Annotated in this window: 19 protein-coding genes; 7 read left to right on the top strand and 12 right to left on the bottom strand. The window is 41.7% G+C overall.

Features of this window, described 5'->3' with window-relative positions; translation table 11 throughout:
* Window positions 1-19: 19 nt before the first annotated feature.
* From MJO53_RS14085 to MJO53_RS14060, 6 genes are all read right to left on the bottom strand, one after another.
* A complete protein-coding gene (locus MJO53_RS14085; protein ID WP_252079558.1) occupies window positions 20-2,932 on the bottom strand; it encodes a glycoside hydrolase family 3 N-terminal domain-containing protein in 2,913 nt (970 codons plus the stop codon).
* Window positions 2,933-3,021: 89 nt separating this feature from the next.
* Window positions 3,022-3,504: an ABC transporter ATPase gene (locus MJO53_RS14080; protein ID WP_252079557.1), complete on the bottom strand. Its 483-nt coding sequence runs from the start codon at window positions 3,502-3,504 to the stop codon at window positions 3,022-3,024.
* Between the two features lie 52 nt (window positions 3,505-3,556).
* On the bottom strand, window positions 3,557-4,348 hold the full coding sequence (locus MJO53_RS14075; RefSeq protein WP_252079556.1) for a (Fe-S)-binding protein: 792 nt from the start codon (window positions 4,346-4,348) through the stop codon (window positions 3,557-3,559).
* 10 nt (window positions 4,349-4,358) lie between these two features.
* Window positions 4,359-5,684, bottom strand: a complete 1,326-nt coding sequence (locus MJO53_RS14070) for a (Fe-S)-binding protein (protein WP_252079555.1) — start codon at window positions 5,682-5,684, stop codon at window positions 4,359-4,361.
* Window positions 5,684-6,670 carry an MlaD family protein gene (locus MJO53_RS14065; RefSeq protein ID WP_224837165.1) on the bottom strand — a complete coding sequence of 329 codons (987 nt, stop codon included), beginning with the start codon at window positions 6,668-6,670 and terminating at the stop codon, window positions 5,684-5,686. Before MJO53_RS14065 ends, MJO53_RS14070 begins: the two co-directional genes overlap by 1 nt.
* Before the next feature lie 65 nt (window positions 6,671-6,735).
* Window positions 6,736-7,938, bottom strand: a complete 1,203-nt coding sequence (locus MJO53_RS14060; protein WP_252079554.1) for an N-acetylmuramoyl-L-alanine amidase family protein — start codon at window positions 7,936-7,938, stop codon at window positions 6,736-6,738.
* A gap of 128 nt (window positions 7,939-8,066) precedes the next feature.
* On the opposite strand from MJO53_RS14060, the gene MJO53_RS14055 reads away from it, so the two are divergent.
* The gene (locus MJO53_RS14055) at window positions 8,067-10,760 is read left to right on the top strand and encodes a putative LPS assembly protein LptD (RefSeq protein ID WP_252079553.1); all 2,694 of its coding nucleotides are present in this window, start codon (window positions 8,067-8,069) and stop codon (window positions 10,758-10,760) included.
* A gap of 46 nt (window positions 10,761-10,806) precedes the next feature.
* Window positions 10,807-11,187 (top strand): RidA family protein, encoded by a 381-nt coding sequence (locus MJO53_RS14050; RefSeq protein ID WP_224837162.1) that lies wholly within the window; start codon window positions 10,807-10,809, stop codon window positions 11,185-11,187.
* On the opposite strand, the gene MJO53_RS14045 is transcribed toward MJO53_RS14050, so the two are convergent.
* The 4 genes from MJO53_RS14045 to MJO53_RS14030 form a co-directional block, all read right to left on the bottom strand.
* Complete coding sequence (locus tag MJO53_RS14045; RefSeq protein ID WP_224837161.1) at window positions 11,180-12,031, bottom strand: N-acetylglucosamine kinase; 852 nt, start codon at window positions 12,029-12,031, stop codon at window positions 11,180-11,182. The genes MJO53_RS14050 and MJO53_RS14045 overlap by 8 nt on opposite strands.
* 73 nt (window positions 12,032-12,104) lie before the next feature.
* The gene (gene gap / locus MJO53_RS14040; RefSeq protein WP_252079552.1) at window positions 12,105-13,106 is read right to left on the bottom strand and encodes a type I glyceraldehyde-3-phosphate dehydrogenase; all 1,002 of its coding nucleotides are present in this window, start codon (window positions 13,104-13,106) and stop codon (window positions 12,105-12,107) included.
* Between the two features lie 23 nt (window positions 13,107-13,129).
* Complete coding sequence (gene pfkA / locus MJO53_RS14035) at window positions 13,130-14,116, bottom strand: 6-phosphofructokinase (protein WP_224837159.1); 987 nt, start codon at window positions 14,114-14,116, stop codon at window positions 13,130-13,132.
* A 144-nt stretch (window positions 14,117-14,260) separates the two neighbouring features.
* Window positions 14,261-18,682: a translocation/assembly module TamB domain-containing protein gene (locus tag MJO53_RS14030; protein ID WP_252081248.1), complete on the bottom strand. Its 4,422-nt coding sequence runs from the start codon at window positions 18,680-18,682 to the stop codon at window positions 14,261-14,263.
* Window positions 18,683-18,745: 63 nt separating this feature from the next.
* On the opposite strand from MJO53_RS14030, the gene tsaD reads away from it, so the two are divergent.
* Together tsaD and MJO53_RS14020 are read left to right on the top strand one after the other, a co-directional pair.
* Window positions 18,746-19,813, top strand: a complete 1,068-nt coding sequence (gene tsaD, locus MJO53_RS14025) for a tRNA (adenosine(37)-N6)-threonylcarbamoyltransferase complex transferase subunit TsaD (RefSeq protein ID WP_252079551.1) — start codon at window positions 18,746-18,748, stop codon at window positions 19,811-19,813.
* A 15-nt stretch (window positions 19,814-19,828) separates the two neighbouring features.
* Window positions 19,829-20,536: a 16S rRNA (uracil(1498)-N(3))-methyltransferase gene (locus tag MJO53_RS14020; RefSeq protein WP_252079550.1), complete on the top strand. Its 708-nt coding sequence runs from the start codon at window positions 19,829-19,831 to the stop codon at window positions 20,534-20,536.
* Here MJO53_RS14020 and MJO53_RS14015 read toward each other — a convergent pair.
* Window positions 20,533-21,294, bottom strand: a complete 762-nt coding sequence (locus MJO53_RS14015; protein WP_252079549.1) for a DUF1223 domain-containing protein — start codon at window positions 21,292-21,294, stop codon at window positions 20,533-20,535. The genes MJO53_RS14020 and MJO53_RS14015 overlap by 4 nt on opposite strands.
* A gap of 81 nt (window positions 21,295-21,375) precedes the next feature.
* Here MJO53_RS14015 and MJO53_RS14010 point away from each other — a divergent pair, with 81 nt between their 5' ends.
* The 3 genes from MJO53_RS14010 (at window position 21,376) to MJO53_RS14000 (ending at window position 24,274) form a co-directional block, all read left to right on the top strand.
* Window positions 21,376-21,984, top strand: coding sequence for a DUF4159 domain-containing protein (locus MJO53_RS14010; RefSeq protein ID WP_252079548.1), 609 nt, complete (start codon window positions 21,376-21,378; stop codon window positions 21,982-21,984).
* A gap of 3 nt (window positions 21,985-21,987) precedes the next feature.
* Window positions 21,988-23,088, top strand: a complete 1,101-nt coding sequence (locus MJO53_RS14005; protein ID WP_224837154.1) for an AI-2E family transporter — start codon at window positions 21,988-21,990, stop codon at window positions 23,086-23,088.
* 73 nt (window positions 23,089-23,161) lie between these two features.
* Complete coding sequence (locus tag MJO53_RS14000; RefSeq protein WP_313791020.1) at window positions 23,162-24,274, top strand: THUMP-like domain-containing protein; 1,113 nt, start codon at window positions 23,162-23,164, stop codon at window positions 24,272-24,274.
* Here the strand turns inward: MJO53_RS14000 and MJO53_RS13995 are convergent.
* Window positions 24,271-24,996, bottom strand: coding sequence for a M15 family metallopeptidase (locus tag MJO53_RS13995; protein WP_252079546.1), 726 nt, complete (start codon window positions 24,994-24,996; stop codon window positions 24,271-24,273). The genes MJO53_RS14000 and MJO53_RS13995 overlap by 4 nt on opposite strands.
* Window positions 24,997-25,001: the final 5 nt, after the last annotated feature.

Here is a 25,001-nt window from a genome sequence, read left to right as displayed (position 1 = left end):
AAGTCAATATATTTAAAACTTAATTGATAATGGAATCATAAATGGCCTGCTGAATTCGGGTCCGCAGTCCTGATTTTATCAATAATGTATTGGTCGCTGTGGGGTAGGTTCTATTGGACAGGAAAACATATACGATCTCCTCATCCGGGTCGGCCCAAGTATAGGTCCCGGTAAAACCGCTGTGCCCAAAACTATTTCTGGAAACACAACCGCAAGTGGGCCCTTTCTCTTCCAACTGCGGCTTATCAAAACCTACGCCACGCCTTACATTCTTATTACAAAAATAGCAGGTATTGAACCGTTTTACGGTACGGGCATTAAAAAAACGTTCCCCACCATAATATCCCCCCTGTAAATACATCTGCATTATTTTAGCCACCTCGTTCGCTGTACTAAAGAGTCCGGCATGGCCTCCTACCCCTCCTTGCATGGCCGCACCCATATCGTGTACGTAGCCCTGAACCGTTTGGTACCTAAAATAATCGTCCTCTTCCGAAGGAACTATCTCGTCCTTGGAAAATTTGTTTATTGGATTAAAGGTAGTTCGTTGCAAGCCCATGGGGGTGTACAAAAACTCATCCACTAATTCATCTATGGGTCGATTATGTTTTTTTTCGATGTACTCTTTAAATACATAATACCCTACATCGCTATACCTATACCTATTGGATTTTAAACTCTGTCTTCCAATTCGGTTATAAATTGAGTCCTTAAATGATCTTGTAAGGTACAGGTGTTCAGCTACTTTGTACGGAAATGCTTCAGATGGGTTTTGCCTGTAAAACTCGTTGGAAGGTTTACGGTCCTTATTTAAGGTATCCAGATAAAAAGCAATCCAGGATGGCAATCTGCCGTAGTGGGATAGAGCCTTTAGAACGGTAACATCCTTTAATTCCGTATCCTCATATTCCGGAATCAAATCTTTGAAGGTGTCGTTCAAAGCAATTTCTCCCTCCTCTTCCATTTTCATTATCATCGGCAAGGTGGAAAGAATTTTGGTCAATGATGCCAAATCATAAATGGACTCTTCCGTAATATCCTTTTCCGATCGGTATGTTGGTTTTCCAAAACTTTTGTTGTAGATAACCTTACCCTTGCGGGCCACAAGTACTTGAGCCCCGGGGAACATTAACGAATCCAACCCATGCTGCACCAAGGTATCCACTTCTGCCAACATTTCGGAACTCATACCCACTCGTTCTGGTATACTGTACCCCAACCGCTGTATTGGTTTTACATCGATCCCTGTGCCCACCGGAAACTCATGGTGTGCGGATACAGGCAACTTTCCGGTTGCTCCTATGGCTCCAAAAATGACTTCCGCCACCTTTTTTTGGGCAATCTCACTATTCTGATAACCCACCACTACACCATCCACCTTATCGAAATTTAAAACGTCCAACATCGCGTATGGTCGTGCAAACAGAGCCAAAATCGTATTGCTGGTCCGCAATCTGGAAATTTCTGCTAACCAAAACAGTTCGTTTTTGGAGAATTTATATCCCTTCCACGGGCTCTCATTGCTTTTATGCAACCCTACGATCACCAAATTAAAATTTGCCAATTCCTTTTTGTACTCCGCAATATCCTTGGCCTTGATATGGGTAACTTTATAAAATCGGTTCAATGCGGTATAAAATGGTGTACCATCATCATCCCCAAAATGGATGTATGCTATTTTTTTATTGTCCAGTTTTTTAATGGGCATTAGGGAAAAATTGTTTTTAGCGACCGTTATGGCCCCCTCAATGGCTTTTTCATAAACCACATCATTCTCCACATGGTTCAGGTCTTCGTACAAGTTTTCCATTTCTACAGGCTGGTAATTGTAGAGGCCCACCTTGTATTTGGCCATTAATATTTTCTTGACGGATTTGGCCAATCGTTCTTCCGAAAAGTCCCCTTTTTTATAAGCTTCTAAAATCTTTTCCTTGGCCTTGACTACCTTTTCAGGCATTAAAAGCATATCATTTCCGGCTAAAAAGGCCTGTAGTTCAACTTCACCTTCGGGGGCAAATTGGGAAACAGCTTTCATATTCAAGGCATCTGTCAGTACCAAACCATTAAACCCCAATTGCTGCTGCAAGACATCGGTAACTATACTTTTGGAAAGCGACGAAGGGTGCCCTTCCCGGTTTTCCAAACTTGGTACACTCAAATGGGCCACCATTGTTGAGGAAAGCCCACTTTTCATCACATTTTTGAAAGGATATAGTTCAATGGAATCCAAACGTTCCAACGACGACATGATCACAGGTAAAGATTTATGGGAATCGGTAGCGGTATCTCCATGCCCTGGAAAATGTTTACCACTTGAGAGCACCCCCATTGACTCCATTCCCCGAACAAACGCCCTACCTTTTTCCGCTACATTTCTTGGATCTTCACCAAAAGATCGATTTCCGATAATAGGGTTTTTAGGATTGTTGTTCACATCCAGATCGGGCGCAAAATTTATATGCACCCCTAAACGCTTTGCATGCTTTCCTATTTGTTGACCTACACGTTCTACTATACTACTATCTTGTATTGCGCCCAATGTCATGTTCCACGGAAACGCATAAGTGGAATCCAAACGCATGGCCATGCCCCATTCCGCATCGGAACCAATGAGCAAAGGAACTTTGGAAACAGCCTGATAATCGTTGGTCAATTTGGCTTGCTGTACGGGACCGCCCACCATAAAAATAACCCCACCAATACCATGTTCCTCCACAAGGTTTTTTACCCTATCTGTGGCCGCTTGGCTTTGATTGGATGCCACACTGGCCATAAACAGCTGACCAATACGCTCTTCCACCGATAAATTTGCATACGTGTTTTCTACCCAAGCCTTTTGAGCCAAAGAATCTTTGACAACTAGGGGATTATACTGCCCATGGGCATGTAAACAAATCAATAGGAATAGGGGAAAGTAAGGGGTTATCCGCATAAATTTCTTGTCTGAAACTCGAACTAAATACCGATAAAAATATTGCATTTCATCGAGGAAAGTATAAAAATTAAGATAAATTAAGAGGGCTACACAAATCTTGAATGCCAACTTTCGCTTGCGGGGACTTCCCAATTCTCAATATATTCCTGTTTTGTGGCAACTAAATTATTGAAAACGATGGTGTTCGCCGACACGGATTTAGCTTTGGCCAATTTTTTAAAATCCTTTAAAGGTTTGTAGGCAATATATTCACCTTGCTTAAAGGAAACATTCATCCGATCTAGCAATTCCACTTTATATTTTTTCTCCAAACTTTGGATAAAATGTACCGAGGCATCAATGGAGCAACCTGAGGCGCTGGCATTGGTCTGATCTAGCCCAATCACCAAAAATCTTTTGTATTTGATCTCAAAACCGGCATGTAAATCACTTCCATGAACGGTCCACTCCTCGAGGAAATCCACCATGCTCTTTTCCAATTCGGCCAACTCTGATTCTGTAAAGCTCCTATTTGCCTGATAAATCCAAATTCTTGAATGATCTGGCAATTCATTAAAATCCACTAGCATATTCTATTCTCTGTCTAAAAATTGATCTTGAACTTATCTTGATCCAACTATTTTACAATCCTTGGGATTTGGCCAACAGTTCGGCCACATCCATAACGGTTACGCTATCTTCCTTTTCGTGCGCTTTTATACCGTCCGTCATCATGGTATTGCAATATGGACAACCTGTGGCAATAATATTTGGATTGGTTTCCAAAGCGTCTTGTGTGCGCATCACATTAATATCCATATCGCCTTTTTCGGGCTCTTTGAACATTTGTGCCCCACCTGCCCCGCAACATAAGGCTGTTTTTTTGTGGCGTTTCATTTCAACTAAATCGGCATTGGTTTTGGCCAGAACTTCACGTGGTGCATCAAAAACGGAATTTGCCCGTCCTAAATAGCAGGGATCGTGGAAGGTTATCCGTTTGCCTTTGTACCCATCACCGGTTATTTGTAAACGTCCGTTGTCCAATAACTCCTTTAGGTATTCGGTATGGTGGACCACATCGTAATTACCGCCAAGTCCCGGATATTCATTTTTTATGGTATTGTAGGAGTGCGGGTCACAGGTTACAATCCTCTTTATTTCGTAGCCATTCAACAATTCTATGTTCATCATGGCCTGCATTTGAAACAAAAATTCGTTACCTGCTCTTTTAGCCACATCTCCTGTAGAGCTTTCTTCGGTGCCCAATACAGCGAAATCAACTTCTGCCTTGTTCAATAACTTTACAAAGGCCCTGGAAATCTTTTTGGCACGATCATCGTAACTACCGGCGGAGCCTACCCAAAATAAAATTTCGGGCTGTTTGCCTTCAGCCATAAACTCTTGCATGGTCTTAACCTTCAATTGTTCGCTCATAGTTTTAGATTTATTCGTTAACCCAGTTTAAACGGTCCATTTGGTTGTAAGGCCATGGTGCTCCGTTATTTTCTATATTGGACATCATATTGTTCAATTCGGTCGGTGCAGCTGATTGCTCCATTACCAAATATCGTCTCATCTCCACAATTATGGACAATGGGTCTATGCTTACTGGGCAAGCTTCCACACATGCATTGCAGGTTGTACAGGCCCATAACTCCTCATGACTGATGTAATCGCCCAGCAATTGTTTTCCATCCGGCACAAACTCCCCTTTGTTCGCATCGATAATTTTACCCACTTCTTCCAAACGGTCGCGTGTATCCATCATAATTTTTCTGGGCGACAATTTTTTACCTGTTTGATTGGCCGGACATTCCGAGGTACAACGTCCACATTCGGTGCAGGTATAGGCGTTTAACAGTTGTACCCAATTCAAATCCGTTACGTCGGATGCTCCAAACTTTTCCGGTTCTGCCGAATCATCTTCTGCAGGTGCGGCAAATGGGTCCGCACTGGGATCCATCATCAACTTAACTTCTTTTGTGACGGATGCCAGATTATTGAATTGTCCCTGTGGCCTTATTTTTCCGTAATAGGTATTAGGGAAGGCCAAAAGTATATGTAAATGTTTTGAGTAGTAGAGGTAATTTAAAAAGGCCAGTATTCCCAATATATGAATCCACCAAGCGGTTCTTTCCACCATGATCAAAGACGACTCCGAAAGTCCCTGCAATAAGGGAGCAATAAACTGACTCACGGGAAAAGCGCCCGCTTTTGCGTAGTGTTCCGCTCCGAGTTGCTGTAGTTGAAAATCTGCAGCGTTCATGGTGAGAAACAAGGCCATCAGAACGAGTTCTATATACAAAATCAAATTTCCGTCCTTTTTGGGCCAACCTTTCATTTCGGGCTTTATAAATCGCTGTATTCTGATTATATTCCTTCTAATCCAGAAAACAACCACTGCTACGATTACCATAAGGGCCAATACTTCGAAGGCCCCTATTAAAAAGTTATAAATGGAACCCAGTGGTGCAAAAATTCTATGGGTGCCCAATAGTCCGTCGAGAATGATCTCCAATACTTCTATATTTATAATGATAAAGCCGACATACACGATAATATGCAGCAATCCTGCTATGGGCCGAACGACCATTTTGGTCTGTCCCAAAGCTATTTTTGCCATATTTTTCCAACGTTGCGGTTTATTGTCACTAACGTCTACATCTTTTCCGAGCTTAATGTTCCTGGACAATTTTTTAACGTTGCGCACAAAAAACCCAATTCCAACAATTAGGGCTATTGCGAAAGCTATATTGGGCAAATATTCCATTATTGATTCTCTTTTTGTTCAGTTGTGTTATTTTCTTCTGCCGGGTCGTTTTCCGGAAGGGTGTACTCCTTTTGCTTTTTGCCAAAAACGGAAACGTTCACATATCGCTTCGGATTTAACCTAAAATCCTGTAAAAGCAGATCCAATTCTCTTGATGCCGCAGCCAAATTATCGTAAAGGGCTTCATCTTTACTTAATTTACCCAAAGAGCCTTCACCATTTTCTATCTTCGACAGAATACCGTTCAATTTTATCACTGTGGATTGGAATTCGGATAGGGTTCCACCCAAATCAGCACTAACCAAAGAATCGGATAATTGAGAAAAGTTGCTGGTTATTTTGCTCACATTTTTTAACGAGCTGTCCAATTGTGTCTTATTATTCTCCAACAATACATTTAAATTATCGGCACTGCCCTTAAATGCCCGTACCAGTTCGTTTAGAGAAACTATGGTTTCCTGTAATTTATTCTTGGTGGGGTCATCCAATATTTGGTTTACGTTCATCAACAAAGAGTCTGCATGGGAAACTGCCCCCTCAACCTTCATTTGGAGTGGTGTTAGCTTCTGCTGGACCAATTCTGTTAAACCTGGTTTTATCTGCGATTTTAAGGTATCACCAGATTTTGCCATGGGTGCCTGATCAAAAACCGGAACGATCTGAACCCCTTTACCTCCAATTATCCCTGTATCAAAAAGTTCGGCCACACTGTTTTCGGAGAATTCGAACTCATTGTTAATGGATATGGTGACCAAAAGCTTACCTGAACTATCCTTGAACTTTATGCTGGTAACGTTGCCTACATTGTAACCGTTAATAGAGACCTGGGTACCAGGCTGCAATCCGCCAACGTTGTCGTAAACGGCGTAAAAAGTTTTGTTGTTTTCAAAAAGCGGAGAGGATTTTAAGTAGCTGAGCCCAAAAATAAAGGCTATGATACCTGCAACTACGATAATCCCAGTTTTTACTTCCCTGGATAGTTTCAAAAGATTCGGTTTATGGTTATAACAAAATTAGGAATAATTTTTACACTTGATCCCTTGTTGCTCAACTACTTTAAAGCTTCGGCTATAGTGACCCGCTTCCCATTTTTATATGCCACAATGTATGAGGTTGTATACCCCTTGGCACCCGCTTCCCGTTTTAATTTCTTCGCTTCATCCAAAGTACCTGCACTTCCAAACATATATCGGAACATATTTTTGTACGGTTCTTTGGATAGATTGTTCAATCCATTAAAATTATCCGGGGTCAATGGAATTGTTTTTCCGCTGGCCATTAACTGAACTTTGAACTCCACACCGGAAGTTGCCACTCTCTTTTCAGTATCGACCTTGGTTTCTTGTATTGTGCCAGATGTTGTACTTGTTTGGTTCTCCTTTGGCTTTTCCTCTTTGTTTTTAATCTCCTCCGGTATGTTTACGGCCACCTCTGTATCCTCAATTTTTGGGGTAGATGTAACCGGTGCCGCATTGAAGCCCATATCCTTTTTATAGGCCAATATGGATTCCGCGATGGCCTTGCCCATTTCGTTCTGTCCTTTTTTCGAGTTTAGATAGCTGCCCTCGTTTTTATTGGTCAAAAAACCAGCTTCAATCAACACGCTTGGCATAAAAGTTTGGTGCAGGACAATAAAACCTGCCTGTTTTACTTTTCTGTCCTTGCGTTTAAGCTTTACCGTAAAATTATCCTGAAGCTTTTTTCCCAAAAGGATACTCTGATCCAAAAACTCTTCTTGCATTATGGTAAGGCCGATCACCGACTCCGGAGAATTGATATCGTACTCGGCATATCGCTGCTCATAATCGTCCTCCAAATAAATAACCGAGTTTTCCTTTTTGGCCACTTCAAAGTTCTGGCGGTTGGCATGCAGTCCCAAGACATAGGTTTCCGTTCCGTAGGCATCCGAGTTGTGGGCATTACAATGCACGGATACAAAAAGATCGGCATTGGCCTGGTTGGCGATCTGGCCTCTTTCGAACAAATCTACAAAAGTGTCGTCATCTCGGGTGTACACCACTTTTATATCCGGATGTTTTTTTAACTCTTCGCCAATTTTGAGCACTATGGCCAATGCTATTTTCTTTTCCAAATAGCCATTGCCTATGTTACCAGGATCATGCCCGCCATGTCCGGCATCCAGTACCACAACGAATTTATCCTTGGTTTCGACCTCGGTGTCATTTTTGTTAAAAGAGGTCAATGGAAGGACCAATAGGAGAAAAAATAAAAATGTCAACCGACTGTTATTCATAAGAACTGAGTAATTAAAGCGTTCCATAATGGTTAAAAATATTGTAATCCCCAATTAGTAGAACAAAAAATATATGTAAGTTTGACCCCTAAACTGGGCCGACTAGCACAAAAATAGGATTTATCACGTTGCAACCAAATAAACATTTTTTACTTTTCCTATTTGTTCTTCTTTGTGGCATAGCAACCTTAAGTGCTCAGGAAGACCTTATTAAGCCTTTGCCCATAAAGGTGTCCAAGGATAGCATTTCCGCTCCTTTATTGCCTTCAAATATTCTAAACGATTCTACTCGGGTGGATTCTACAAGCACAGATTCCGTGCCAAAAAAACAACCATTGTTGTTGGATAAGATCCAGTACAAAGCAAAGGACTATGTTAAATTGAGTCAAAAGGACAACAAGATCTATTTGTACGACGAAGCTGAAATCTACTATCAGGACACAGAATTGAAGGCTGGGGTAATTGTAATGGATTATGTTAAAAATGAAGTATACGCGGGCAGAATGAAGGATTCCTTGGGCAATTATTCACAATTGCCGTTTTTTAAGCAAGGGGATCAGGAAGTTCGGCCAGATTCCATTCGTTTTAATTTTGACACCCAAAAGGCTTTGATCTGGAATTCGCGAACCGAACAACAGGCAGGATTGGGGCAATTGGGAAGTGATGCCATGAAGGTGTACGCCCAAAAAACCAAAAAGGAAAACGATTCGGTCTATTTTATGAGCGAAGGCAAGCTAACCACCTCTAGCGATACAGTGAATCCCGACTATTACATTCGGGTAAGAAAAGCCAAATTTGTACCCAAAAAGAAAATTATCGCAGGTTACAGCAATATGTACATTGCAGATGTGCCCACCCCTATTGCCCTACCCTTTGCTTACTTTCCATTGACCACAGGGAGGGTTGCGGGAATATTGTTCCCTACCTTTGGTAACGACCCCAATAGAGGTTACTTTATCCAAAACGGTGGGTACTACCTTCCTATTAGCGATTATGTGGATTTGAGCATTACCGGGGATTACTACACCAACGGCAGCTATGGCCTACAGGGACAGTCCATCTACTCAAAACGATATAAGTTCAAAGGGAACATAAACATCAGCTACGAAAACTTGATCACAAGTCAAAAAGGCTTCGATGATTATAGTAGAAGTAGCAATTACAATATTCGAATTTCCCATTCACAGGACACCAAGGCCAGCCCCAACTCTCGTTTTTCAGCATCGGTGAACCTGGGGTCGAGCCAGTATTATACCAACTCGCTGAACCAAGTAAACCGAAACAATACACAGACAAACACCTTTGCATCGTCCATTAGTTACTCCAAAACTTTTCCGGAATATCCATCGGTGAATACAAGTTTAACGGTGAGCCACACCCAGAACTCGCGAACACAGGTAATCAATATGTCCTTACCAACATTCCAGGCCAGTATGGAACGTATTTATCCATTTGTAAAACGGGATGAAATCAAAAAAGGCATTTTTGAAAACATCAATTTTCAGTACGATGTCAATGCACAGAACAGCATAACCACGGACGAGGAGAACTTTTTTAAAAGCGGTATGTTCGATGAGGCTCGCATAGGCGCCCGACACAGAATACCCATTGCCACCAATTTTAAATTGGCCAAATATTTAAGTGTGAGCTTAAGCGGAAACTACGAGGATATCTGGACTTTTAAAACCATTAGAAGGCAATATGATTCGGAGGCGGCACAAGTTGTGACCGATACCATTAATGGCTTTGATCGTTTTAACCGATACAGTTTAGGAACAAGTATCGGTACCACCGTATATGGAACATGGAACTTTGGTGAGGACAAAAAAATACAGGCCTTGCGCCACGTAATGCGACCTTCGGTAAGTTATAGTTATACCCCCTCTTTTGAGCAGTTTTATGAATCTTATACAGACGGTGATGGTGAAGAGGTTCAATACACCCCTTTTGAAACGAGCATTTATGGTAGACCATCATTAACCAAGGGAAGCTCTCTGAACTTCTCACTCCAAAACTCACTTGAGGCCAAGGTGCGGGACAAGGATTCCACAGCTACCGAACCACGCAAAGTAAAAATATTGAGCAACTTGACCTTCGGGGCCAGTTACAACCTGGAAGCGGACTCTTTAAGACTGAGTCCGATCAGCATGGTCGGTGCAACCGAAATTATAAAAAATGTACCTATAAATTTTGCAGCTACGTTCGACCCTTATGCCATAGACAATAACGGCCGAAGAATCAACACCTTAAATATAAAAAATGGTGGTGGGCTTGCCCGTTTAACGTCGGCACGAGTGAATACCAGCTTTTCCTTGAACAGTGAAATGTTCCAAAAAGGAGGAGCCAAAGAAAAAAGCGACAGGGACAAACAATCCAGCTTTAGCGACAACCCATTTGCTATGGACGATGTCCGGGGGGATGCCGGTTCGCGTTTTGACAATAGAGGGAGTTCACAAGATAGGAACAAACAAGAAAACGAAGAACAGCCCATATACAACAATAAACTCCCTTGGGACGCCAGATTCACCTATGTTGCATCGTATAACAACTCCAATAGGCAAAGTGAAATCACCAACCACTCGCTAATGTTCTCCGGAAACATTCAGTTAACCCCTAAATGGGAGGTTGGCTTCAACTCGGGATACGATCTAAAGAACAAAGGTTTTACCGATACCCGTTTTGCCTTTAAACGAGACCTTGGTAGTTTTAGGTTAAGTTTTGACTGGACTCCATTTGGCAGATATGAGCGCTGGTATTTCTTTATTGGTATAAAGAGTTCTATTTTGAGCGACATTAAATGGGAGAACAGAAGTCAACGATAAATCATGTTGATATTATTTATCTTCACTAACTAAAACCTTCTTTCAAATGAAAAAAATAATTAACACCCCAAAAGCACCTGCACCCATTGGTCCATACAACCAGGCCGTATTGATCAAGGATACCCTTTATATTTCCGGGCAAATTCCCATTGATCCTTCCACGGGAAAATTGGTCGAGGGAGACATCCAAAAAGAGACCAAACAATCCATGGAGAATTTAAAAGCCATTCTGGAAGAGGCCGATATGAGTTTTGAGCATGTGATCAAGACCTCGATTTTTATTAAGGACATGAACCAATTCGCACAGATCAACGAGGTTTACGGTACTTATTTTAATGCAGATACAGCTCCTGCAAGAGAAACAGTGGAGGTAGCCAATCTTCCCAAGTTCGTAAACGTGGAAATTTCTATGATCGCGGTCAGATAGTTTCGCGATGGAACTCTACAAGACCTTCAATGGGTCTTCTTCGGATCACACCCAGAATTAAATCGTTGCGTTCCAGGCAAGCCGTTAGTTCGTCCCTTAAAAAATGGGCAATACTGCCAACAAAGCTTACGGGAACTTTGGTGGCCAGTTCGTATTGCATTATATAATTGTTAACGAACTGTTGCAATCCCTTTTCTATGACCCCTTTGCAATAAGGATGCTCTTTGTTCTCTATAATAAAACGTGCAAATGTGGCCAAATAGGTGTTAGGGTTGGGTTGTTTGTACAGATGATCTTTAATAACATCTGCATCCAAGTCGTATTCCTTGGCGAATTTCATCCCAAGATCCTGTGGCATTTTATGAAAATAGTAGTCCCTTATCAGTTTTCTTCCAAAAAAGTTTCCACTTCCATCATCCATTAAGATATACCCCAACGAAGTTACCTTTTGGATCAATTGATGACCATCATAATAACTGCAATTGGATCCTGTGCCCAAAATACAGACAATACCTTGTCTTCCAATTTTGGTCGTGGAATAGATTGCGGCATAGGTATCCTCCCTTACCTCTGCTTTGGCATTGGGAAAGAAGTCCTTGAAAATGGACTTTAAAAAATTCTTCATTCTATCGGTACCGCATCCGGCACCATAGAAGTACAACTGACGTACATCCTGTCTGTTTTTGGAAAGCTCAAAATTATTGGCCAATCGATCCTCGATCACTTCTTTAGTCAATACCTCGGGACTTAAGCCTAAAGTTTGGGTAACAAACAATTGTTTACCACTTTCGTCAAGAGCGATCCAATCCGATTTTGTGGCTCCGCTATCCACTATCAAAACCATACGTCTATATTTTATATTAAAATCCTGAAGAGGGGAAATCCCTCTTCAGGACAAGTACTATTTTAGATAAAGATTATAGGCTTGCAGCGTGCAATGCCAAATCAACTAGTTTATTGGAGTATCCAGTTTCATTATCGTACCAAGAAACCACTTTGAAGAACTTGGAATTCAATTCGATTCCAGCGCCTGCATCAAAAATGGAGGTCCTAACATCCCCTACGAAATCCTGAGATACCACCAATTCCTCGGTATAACCAAGAATTCCGGCCAATTCACCTTCAGATGCAGTTTTCATGGCTTTCTTAATTTCTTCGTAAGAGGTTTCCTTTTCCAAACGAACGGTCAAATCCACTACGGAAACATCCGCCGTAGGCACTCTAAAGGCCATACCTGTAAGTTTCCCTTCCAATGCCGGGATTACCTTGGTCACTGCTTTGGCAGCCCCTGTTGATGCCGGAATAATGTTCAATAAAGCACTTCGTCCCCCTCTGTAATCCTTTTTGGAAGGACCGTCCACAGTTAATTGAGTGGCCGTGGTAGCGTGAACAGTGGTCATCAATCCTTCGTCAATACCAAAGTTATCGTCCAACACCTTGGCAATTGGTGCCAAACAGTTAGTGGTACAAGATGCGTTGGAAATAATTGTATCGGTTGCTTTAACATCTTTATGGTTAACTCCCATTACAAACATCGGTGCATCTTTGGATGGAGCGGAAATAACCACTTTTTTGGCCCCTCCGTCGATGTGGCTTTGTGCCATGTCCAAAGTAGTGAAGATTCCCGTACACTCCGCAACTATCTCAGCTCCTACCGCATCCCATTTTAAGTTTTTAGGGTCACGCTCGGCAGTTATTCTGATGGTTTTACCGTTTACGACCAAGTTTCCGTCCTTAACTTCCACGGTACCGTCAAAATTGCCATGTACCGAATCATACTTCAATAAATACGCAAGGTGTTCAACATCCAACAAATCGTTGATTGCAACTACATCTACGTCGCCTCTTTTTACGGTTGCTCTAAATACCAACCTTCCAATTCTACCGAATCCGTTGATTCCAATTTTCAAATTTGACATATTTTCTTTTTTTGTCATTAAAATTATGTTGTCATTATATCTGAAACCCTTATGAGTTCCTCGTCGATCTCCGTATGTGCTTTAATGGCTTCCGCCAAGGGCGTAAGCACCATTTTGGTATCCCTTATCCCTACCATTTGATTGGACTTGCCCTCCAAAAGGCTTTCAACGGCTTTCACTCCCATCCTACTGGCCAGAACACGATCAAAACAAGTTGGGTTGCCCCCTCGTTGCATATGTCCGAGAACGGACACCCTAACATCGTAAATGGGCAAATGCTCCTCTACGTATTCTTTTAGTTCGAATACATTTTTACCGGTTTTATCGCCTTCTGCCACAATTACGATACTGGACGATTTACCGGAGGCCTTGCTGCGTTTTAAGGATTCCAATAAACGCTCCAATCCCAAATTTTGTTCGGGAATCAGAATTTCCTCGGCTCCTGCCCCTACTCCCGCGTTAAGTGCAATATGACCGACATCCCTACCCATTACTTCCACAAAGAACAATCGGTTGTGCGAGCTTGCGGTATCCCGAATTTTATCGATAGCATCGACCACGGTATTTATGGCCGTATCGAAACCTAACGTATAGGAAGACCCCAAAATATCGTTGTCTATGGTCCCGGGAATTCCCATTACGGGAAACCCGTATTCGTCGTTGAACATAAGGGCGCCGGTAAAGCTTCCATTACCTCCAATGACCACAAAGGCATCTATGCCTTCCTTGACCAATTGGTCGTGGGCTTTTTTTCTTCCCTCTTTGGTCCTAAACTCTTCGCAACGGGCAGATTTTAGTATTGTTCCTCCTTTGTTGATAATGTTGTTTACACTACGTGCATCGAAGGTCTTAAAGTCGCCCTCGATCATCCCCTGGTATCCTCTGTAGATACCCACACATTCTATTTTTAGATAAGCACAGGTCCGGACTACGGAACGAATCGCGGCATTCATTCCAGGAGAGTCTCCACCTGATGTAAGTACTCCTATTTTTTTAATTTTTGAAGCCATTCAAATTTTTAAGAGATCAAAGCTAGGAAACTTTATTCAAATTTTGAATGTCTTGATAATATATTTGATTTAAACAAATTTCTCAAACGTTTTCGTAATAAATTAATCAAAAAACTTTGAAAAATATAAATTCTTTTTGGGGTATTAGGGGCGATTTGCAGGCTTTTGTGAAAAGCGGATCAAGCTGTCCTTACCCATGACTTGAGAGGGTTGTTTTTGAGAGGGTGTTTCCTTTATATTTTCCTCTTTTTCTTTTTTGTTGAACACTTTTCGCATCAGTTCTCTAAAGCTATTAAAATCAACCTGATAGGACAGACCAATACCTTGTGTATACCCTTGGCGTTCTGCCAAAAACTGTTGTATCTGGTTTTCCCTATTGAATATTTTGGCGCTCAAGGTCCCTTCATCGTTCAACAATATTTGGACTTCAACATCTCCCGCAACTACAGTCTCGGAAACTCCGCCGACAGGCACCCCTACCCTTCCATTGACCAATATTCGGTCCGAAATCTGCGTGGTCACGGTAACCCCGATACGATCTTCGGTGGATATATCGGCGTTGGGATCGTTATATCCTTGCTCGTAGGATAGACCAAAATTGAGTTTGTCGTTATTGCCGGATAAAATTTGATTGAACAGTCCCGAAGCTGTTTGAATCAGGTTTCCGGTAACCGCTTGTTGATTGATCCCGCCGGATTGAGGGTTCACAAATGTTCCTTGCGCCAACAGAAAAAAGGCGTTACGCTCTTTAATGGTCGGGTCTTGCAATCGATACTCAAGTTCGGATTGCACCACGGAATTGGTCCCTGGGAAGTCAATATCAAAATTAATATTGGGGCTCTCCAGTTCTCCATCCAATCGCACCACAACCTCTGTGGGTATTCTGCCCGTGTACCCGGCGTTGTCCAAAAGAGGGGCCGGGTTGGCATTTAGAGAATAAACGGCTTCCAGGTTCAACTGTGCCGCCAATGGGTCTCTTTCCCAAAGAATGGTGCCCCCGGGCCTAACCTTGAACTTTTTGTCGATAACGCCACCGTATTTAAAATTGTATTCTCCAGTTACGGCCACAAACTCCCCGTACATGTTAAATTTACCGTTGGTATTGATCTCGATCAACAAAATACCCTCCCCTGTTCCCTTTAAGGAACTGCCCGTACTTTGGTCCACTACGATTTCTACTTCGGCCTCGGGTGTGACCGCAAGATCGAACGCCATTTCCAACCCTTGATAATCCTCCAGCACCCGTTCTTCTTCAAAAGAGTTGGATGTTCCTTTTTCTATAAAGTTGATAAAGGAATAGTCGCCGACGCTCGTTACATCGCTCAAGGGTATTTTTAAAGCGGTACCGGCAGCCGTTATTGCATCCACCGAAATGGTAAGGGCGTCCGTTGGCCCATAAATACTACCTGTACCATTTATAAAGCCCGTACCATAGTACAGGGACTCTTCATCATACTCGGTATTTAGGATCATAAAACGATCGTTTTGGGTATCCACGTCGAGGCCAAGGTACCAATCATCAAACCCTGTGTGACTTATAGTACCATCCATGGTCGCAGTGGTCTTTTCTTCCACATCGGACAGCTCTACATTTTCAAAATAAAAGGTTTGATCAAATAAACGTACTTGGGAATAGGGTGCAAAATCGTAATCTACATTAAGGTATGGAATTCCAATGCCCGCATCGTTTAAACTGAGAACGCCATTTATAGAAGGGTTGTTTACATTGCCCGTGATCGTTGCATTTCCGCTCACTTTCCCCCTAATGTTGGAAATTATATCTTCTCCCAAGGGACCAAAGGGTTCCAATGCGAAATCAGAAAAATTGGCCGCAAGGTCCAATTCTTGTTTGTTGTTATAATTGGTTACCTTTCCGTTAATGCTCATCCTTTCTTTGCCACCGTCGTTCAGCCAAGTGCTTACACCAAACTCGGTAAGGTCGTTATTGCCGTAGATGCCTACTTCCAAATCACCCATCCGCATGGTATTCACGCTAAAATCTTTGATGTTGAGGCTGGATGTCGGCAAATATTTCCCATCTTTTTGAAGGATATTGAGAAATCCATCTACTTCACCATCCAACTTTAGACTATCAATGGACGGTGTAATCTTGTTCAAGGAGACCAACTTAAATTGGAGGTCGAGATCTTTGTATGTGGAATCTGCAAACTCGCCTCGCAATCGAATCTGCTCGTTGTTATTGTTGTCCATTACCACATCTTCAATACGAATACTATCCAATGCACTATTGAATATCACCTTGTTTTTTTGATTTCCCTCTTTATTGAGTACCCAGGTATTGCCCTTAAAGCTAACATCGGATCGCTTGAGGCCGATCACTGATCTATTGTTTTGATTAAAAGTGTGGTAAAAATTTAGGTTGTAACTATCATCGTACTCACTTCCGCCTTTAAACTCTGTTCTAAAGAACAGGGTATCCTTTAGTGTAGTGTTGATAAGGCTAAAGTCTTTGATGTCGTAGTACACTGTGGACATATCCTCTACGGAAACGAAGGTGTTGAAGAGTGGGTTCTTATTATCGATTTGCAGCTCTATATTGTCGAACTTGTTACCGAACGCCTCAATACTCGGCGATTTAAAGGTTAGTTTAAAATCGCTTTTATCGGCCTCTATTGCCCCGCGTATAAAGGTATTGGAACCAAAGGCCATTTCGGGGACAAAAACGTCCACGATCTTGTTGTATATCCTAAAGTTAAAATCCAAATATTGACCTTCTGAAATTTGGTAAGGTTGATAGTTGGTGTAAATACTACCAACGGAATTCTGCACCAATTTACCCAATTCGTTTACCTTAAAACTACCGCGCATGTACCCGGTAATAATATCCGGCGAATTGATCTCGATGGTGCGGATGGTATCTTGGGCAAAGGAGGAAACCACGTTAAAATCCTCAAAATAATATGTGTCGTTTATATTTTGATATGTTGTATTGGAAAATCGCAGTTGACCGGCTATATCATCCAAATTGTTGCCCTCGATGTCCATATCTATATGTCCTTTGAATATCGAGATACTGTCGTTGATAAAATTTAATTCCTTGAGATCGGCATAATCGACCGCTGCAACAAAATTGAATTTGTTCTGTCGACTGCCAAAATTGGCCAAGCCTTGAAAATCGAACCTAAAGTTATCGTCGTTGCACAACAGGACACCATCGAACAATTGATTTTTTAATATACCGGTTACCTTTATCTTGTTGTATTCATAATCATTGAACTCGATTTTGTAAACATCACCGGATATTTCCGTATTCAGACTTTCTGCCACGAATCCCTTCCCCTCGACATTCATATCCATGGATGCCATGCCCAAATCTTGATTATCTATAAACTCCCCGAGATTAAAATCTATCAACGATATAAAACCCATATAAGAAGCATCTTCAATGGTCTGTACATTCGTCATTTGAAGATCCACGTAGCAATCCCCTACCGCGGTATTCAAATTAGCTGTTACATCTATGGAGGTTTCTGTTATTTCGGTATCGCCCCGAACGGTAAATTGCCCAAGCTTTTTAACCGATTCGGGAATATTTTGACCCAAAATATTTGGCAATATGCTCCTAAGCTGGTAGTAACTTGATGTTAGATTATCAATTTCCCCTTTTAACACAAACGGTGCTTGTTCGCTAAACATGTTATCGAACCTAAAATCTCCTCGTATTCCAGTATTATCCGTAAACAAAAAGAGGTCTTCCACCTGTAATTGATTGAGGACGCCACTAAAATTTCCGGTAAAGTTGACCACCTTGTCCGCTCCAAATTCATTAAAAAAAGCATTGATCTCGTTAAGGGCTACGGAAGATTCCTTGAAACTCGCATCTATGTTCACTAAATCCACAAAGTTCGCCAAATGTTCTCTTTCGTAGTTAAAGACCAGATTCCCTTTCAGTTCCGATTGCTCGGTGTCTATCAACAAGGAGTCAAAACGCATTTGTTGTTTGGTATAGGTAAATTCGGCAGCCAGTTTTTTAAGTCGAATACCCCGTTTTGCCAAAGTGGAGAGATTATCGATTTTTAAGGATACGTCTGGACCCAAAATCTGAAAATCACGGGCCATGACAGCAATCTCCGAAAAATTCAACACCTCTTCCAACTCTAGATTTTCATCAACAAGTCTAAACTTGCCATTATTGATCTGTATCCCATCCGACGACAGAAAAAATGGAGGTGTTCCCGGGTCTCTTGGCGAGCCATCGTCCAGCTTGTCCACAAAAACGTCCAAATTGGTGTCGGTCTCCCCTTCATAAGTCTTTAGATTAAAGGTAAGTCCGTCCACTTCTATATCTCCAAACTCCATTTTATTGTTGACCATATTCCGCATATTTAAAATGGAAGTGGACAATTTATGGATGTAGATAAGTGTGTCCTGTTGGTAATCTTCTACATAGATGCCCTTTATGCCTGCATTTAAATTGAACAGCGACATACTAATGCGGTCTATACGAATGTTGGTGCCAAATTCCTCGTTCAACGAATCCATGGCGTACTTGCCCAATCTGGTCTGTACAACGGGCAAGGAAAGAACCAGCGATCCCAATACCATGATTAGGATGATGGCCAAAAGCAAACGCAACAGTATTTTACGAAGTTTTTTGATAGGGCTTTTATGTTTTACCTTTGTCAACCAATTTTTGTTCCAAAACCTGTGGAAAATTCTAAAAAATATATTCTTGCCGTAGAATCCTCTTGTGACGATACCTCAGCGGCCGTACTTTGCCATACAAAAGTACTGAGCAATGTGGTAGCCACCCAAGAAATCCACAAGCAATATGGAGGTGTTGTCCCCGAATTGGCTTCGAGGGCGCATCAACAAAATATTGTTCCCGTGGTACACCAAGCCTTGGCCAAGGCAAATATCGATAAAAAACAGCTATCCGCCATAGCTTTTACCAGAGGACCAGGACTCATGGGCTCTCTGCTCGTGGGCACATCTTTTGCAAAGTCGTTGGCCTTGGGGCTCAATATTCCCTTGATCGAGGTCAACCATATGGAAGCTCATATTTTGGCCCATTTTATTGAGGACGAAAGTCAGACCGCGCCCACTTTCCCCTTTTTGGCAATGACCATTAGCGGGGGGCACACACAAATCGTTAAGGTTTCTGATTATTTTGAGATGGAAGTTATGGGCGAGACCCTGGACGATGCGGTCGGCGAAGCTTTCGACAAAAGTGCCAAATTGATGGGGCTACCTTATCCCGGAGGGCCACTTATCGACAAATATGCCAAACTGGGCAATCCAAAGGCATACACATTTCCAAAACCAAAAGTTGATGGGCTTAATTTTAGCTTTAGCGGGTTAAAAACAAGTATTCTCTACTTTTTACAGCGAGAAAACCAAAAAAATCCTGATTTTATTTCCCAGAACATGAACGATATTTGTGCATCGGTACAGTTTACCATCTTGGAAATATTAATGGAAAAATTACAAATGGCCGTAGAGCAGACGGGAATAAAACAAATAGCTATTGGTGGTGGCGTTGCTGCCAATTCCGGAATTCGGGGAAGACTTAAAGATGCCGAGGAAAACTTGGGCTGGCAAACCTTTATCCCTAAATTTGAATACTGTACCGATAATGCGGCGATGATCGGAATCGTGGGGCTCCTTAAATTTTACCGAGGTGATTTTACGGACCAAAGTGTCGCGGCCAAAGCTAGATACGCCATCGGTAGTTAATTAACACCTCTCAAAATGCAACTTTTTTACAACCCCTTGTTGGACAACAGTGCAAAACAATTCATTTTTCCACCGGAAGAGAGCAAGCACATAGTGCGGGTTTTACGAAAGTCGGAAGGAGACATTGTGCAGATTACCAATGGCAAAGGGTATTTGTTCGAAGCGGAGATATTGGTGCCCGATCAAAAAAAATGCAAGGCAAGGATTATTTCAGAAAAAAAATCCATACCCAAACGTTATAAATTGCACATGGTCGTGGCTCCAACAAAAATGAACGACCGTTACGAATGGTTTTTGGAAAAAGCGACAGAAATCGGCGTGGATGAGATTACACCCATAATTTGTGAACATTCCGAAAGAAAGACCGTTAAAATGGAACGGATGGAGCGAGTACTTCAATCTGCCATGAAACAGTCCCTACAAACCGATTTACCCAAATTGAATCCCCCGATTAGCTGCAAAGAATTTTTAGAGAACGATACCGCTCTAGGATACCGGTTCATTGCCCATTGCCAAAATGAGGAAAAAATGGAATTAAAGCGAAAAGTTATCGCGGACAACGACACCACCATACTTATTGGGCCGGAAGGGGATTTTTCCAAATCGGAAATCGACTTGGCCAGAGAAAAAGGCTATGTCCCTATTTCTTTGGGAGCCAATCGACTTAGGACCGAAACTGCCGCCATTGTGGCATGCACAACCGTGGCCATTATTAATAGTTAACGTACAATTCTTTTTTGGGCCGCCCCAAGTATATCTCGATCTTGGTTTTCCACAATCACAATCAAGGTCAAACCATCGTTTTGTTGAACCAGATCCGGAACTTTCAGCGATACTTCATTTTTACGCAATCTTAAGTCCGCCCTTTTTTCCGCGACAACAATATTACTGTTCTTAAGCTTTCTATTTCTATTTTCTCCCCTGTTCACCATCGTTTCCCTCTCGTCAATTACCAATAAGGCCCTTATCCATTTTTGGTCCGGAACCGTTATAAAGTTGTAAGTGAACGAAAGTACACCATCGGACAATGTTGTTTCACATATTTCCACAAGTTTCGCCGAACTATCGAAAGTATGCTCCTGGATCTTCGACTGGAGTATCGATCTATTGGAGCCTACAAAATGCTCCTTCCCGTTTACGACCATTTGAGGGGTGTAGATGTTGCGTTGGTCAAATTTATGGGCATACGCTTTTTGTTTTTCGGTAAAAGCATGGTCGGAAAAAGGATCTTCCCAGCCGATGTAATTCCAATAATCCACATGATAGGACAACGCGATCACCTCTTCTGGGTAATCACTCTTTACTTGATCCAATAGTGCATCGGCAGGCGGGCAACTGGAGCAGCCCTGAGAAGTAAAAAGCTCCAGAACAACTGGATTATTTTTCTTAGCGACTTCTGGCGCAATTTTATTGGCCGTATAAAGTGTATATAAAGACAAGGCAAAAAAGGTAAATGATAGAATTATGGCCTTTTTAATCATGAATGCTGTACTTTTGGTTATATAGTTATTCGTTTTAAGATGGGACAACTTACCAGATCAGTATGTACTTTAACTTTTTTTATGATTACCATGGCATCCGCACAGGAGATTGCCATTCTTAAATACGGTGGTGGCGGTGATTGGTATTCCAACCCAACCGCTGTTCCCAACCTGATAGAATTCTGCAACACCAATATAGGTACCACAATCAAACCTGAACCGGAAACCGTAGAGGTCGGCAGTATTTCACTATTTAAGTTTCCGTTCCTGCACATGACCGGGCACGGAAATGTCTACTTTTCGGATGAAGAGGCGGAAAACCTAAGAACTTATCTTTTATCCGGTGGATTTTTACATATCGATGACAATTACGGCATGGAACCATATTTAAAAAGGGAATTGGCCAAAGTCTTCCCCGATATGCCCTTGGAGGAGCTGGGCGTGGATCATCCCATATTTTCACAAAAGTTCCAGTTTCCCAACGGATTGCCCAAAATACATGAGCACGATGGAAAAAGACCCCAGGCCTTTGGTATTTTTGACGAGGGGCGACTGGTGCTGTTATACACCTTTGAATGCGATCTTGGAGATGGTTGGGAAGACCCCTCCGTGCACAACGACCCGGAAGAAGTTCGCATAAAGGCCCTCCAAATGGGCGCCAACATAATTGAATACGCTTTTAAAAGTTAACACATGAATGCTAAGATAATTGCCAACGGAATACTCAGGGCCGTAGCCATATTGGTCGGAATTGCACTTATTTGCTGGTTTTTCTTTAAAATACAATCCGTTTTGGCCTATTTGGCCATGGCTGCGGTGTTGGCCTTGCTGGGAAGGCCCATTGTTATGTTTTTAAGGAAAAAACTAAGGTTTCCCAACACCTTGGCCGTAGTGGCGACAATGGTGTTTATGATTTCTATTTTTTTGGGCATATTGGCACTCTTTATACCACTGATTTCCGAACAGAGCAAGAACTTATCGCTTTTGGACATTGAAGCGCTTAAAGGCAACCTAAATACACTTTATCTGCAGACGCTGGATTATTTTGGTGCCTCCACAGGTAGTTTTAATAATCTTTTGGATGAATCCCATATCGAAGAAAATGTTTTAAAAGAATTAGATCTCGGCTTTATCCCAAATTTTCTCAACTCCTTTGTAAATCTATTGAGCAATTTTAGTATCGGTTTGTTTTCTGTCCTCTTTATTTCGTTCTTTTTTTTAAAGGACAGTAAATTGATGCAAAATGGAATATTGACTTTTGTTCCGGATAACAAAGAAAGTAACTTGATAAAATCCATAGACAAGATCAACAATTTACTTTCCAGATATTTCGCAGGAATACTTTTACAGTTATTTATCCTCTTTGTAATTTACACGATTGCGCTGTTGATCGTTGGTGTCGAAAACGCCATTGTTATAGCATTTTTGTGTTCGCTGTTCAACATTATACCATACATAGGGCCCATTATTGGGGGAGCTGTTATGATCACCCTTACCATGACCAGTTTTATCGATGCCGATTTTAGTACAGTTATCTTACCAAAAGCACTCTATGTTTTACTTGGATTGACCATAGGTCAGCTCATCGACAATTTCTTTTCACAGCCCTTTATTTTTTCCACAAGCGTAAAGTCGCACCCTCTGGAAATTTTCCTCATTATTATAATAGCCGGTCTTCTATTTGGTGTGGTCGGCATGGTAATCGCCGTACCGGGGTACACCGCGATAAAGGTGATTTTAAAGGAGTTTTTAGCTGAATATTCCATAGTGAAGAAGTTGACTAAAAATTTATAGTATCACTTTGAATAAATTAATACTAAATACTGGTGTACAGGATTTTATAAACAAAAATTTATTGTCTGACATCATGTCAGTTTTACTATCAAAACCTATTTTTGAAGGTATTGGACAAAAAGAATTGGCAGAGCAGATCGAAGCCAAAAAGAAATGTAGGGAAAAGCTGCCCACTTGGTTTAATGCACCAAATATTTATTACCCGAACAAACTTAATATTGAACAGACCAGTTCGGAACTTACTGCAGAATACAAGTCGCAATTGGTCCATGGAAAATCTTTGATCGACCTTACGGGAGGTATGGGGGTCGACAGTTACTATTTTGCGCGAAAGGTCCTTAAGGTTTTTCATTGTGAAATAAATTTGGGATTGAGCACCATTGCTTCACATAATTTTAAAATATTAGGGCAAAAAAATATTACTTGTATTCCCGAAGATGGGATCGATTTTTTAATGCGTTCCGATCATAATTTTGATTGGGCCTATATTGACCCTTCCCGAAGAAGTGATAAAAAAGGAAAGGTATTTTTACTTGAGGATTGCCTGCCAAATGTACCGGGCCATCTAGCTTCGATTTTTAAAAAAACGTCGAACATCCTTTTGAAGACTTCTCCCCTTTTGGATATAAAAATGGGAGTCCAAGCTTTGGGTTTTGTAAAGGATATCTTTGTTGTGGCCGTGCAAAACGATGTCAAAGAATTATTATTTGTTCTGGAAAAAGGATATTCGGGACCTATTCAAATTACTGCCGCGAATATAAAGCCCAACAAAATAGACGAGTTTACATTTTCTTTGGAATCGGAACCACTGACCAATTGCAATTATGCCTTGCCATCCATCTATTTGTACGAACCAAATGCAGCCATTTTAAAGTCAGGTGGGTTTAGGTCGGTAGCCCAAGCGCATGGTGTACATAAACTGCACGTGAACTCCCATTTATACAGCTCGGAAAACCTAGTGGAATTTCCCGGCAGACGGTTTAAGATCCAACAAGTATTGCCCTATTCCAAAAAAACATTGAAAACGCTTTCCTTCTCAAAGGCCAATATTACCATCCGAAACTTCCCCATTTCGGTAGCGGAAATCCGTAAAAAACACAAAATTAAAGAGGGTGGTGACCATTACCTTTTCTTTACCCAAGATCTGGAGGAAAATTTAATCGTTCTGGTCTGTTCCAAAATCTAATCTGGGCATTCCCATTTAAAATTGGCCACCTTATCGTTAGATGCCGCCGATAGATTATAGTGCCACCACTCTGTCCTAATGGACCAGAACCCATGAGCCTCCATGGTCTCTTTCAATAATTTACGGTTGTCGAGAATTTCTTGTGGCAAATCCATATTATCGTGATAGGCCTTTTTTCCAAAGTAATCAAAGTCGGTGCCCATATCTAGCTCCTTACCCTCCATGTCCACCAGTGTGATGTCCACGGCACCTCCCTTGTTATGGATAGATCCCTTATCGGGGTTGGCAACGTATTGAGGGTTGGGAACAATCTCCCACATTTTGTATTGCACGGAATTGGGACGATAACAATCAAAAAACTTGATCTTTACCCCCTTCTCCATAAAATCTTTATTGGCTCTGATCAGAGCCTTTGCCGTTTTTGCACGGGTATAGCACTCAGGGCAATCGTACACTTTTGCTTTTAAAAAATTGTTCTCTGTGGCATAGCGCATGTCGTATGCAAAATCCTCACTAAAATCGGCAAGTCGTACAAAGGTGGTATCCGCTATCCCTTCAAATGTTTTTAAGGTGGTTTTTTTCTGCTCTACAATGGTGTCTTTTGGAATTGTATCCATTACAATCTCTGCATCCGATCGGGTTGAATCGTTTTTGGACACATTGGGTTGCTGCTTGCAGGCCCCAAGAATCAAAACACCCATAAAAATCCAGGAGTACTTCATCTATA

The organism is Flagellimonas marinaquae, assembly GCF_023716465.1.
Taxonomy (GTDB): domain Bacteria; phylum Bacteroidota; class Bacteroidia; order Flavobacteriales; family Flavobacteriaceae; genus Flagellimonas; species Flagellimonas alginolytica.
This window is presented reverse-complemented; position numbering and strand designations above follow the sequence as displayed.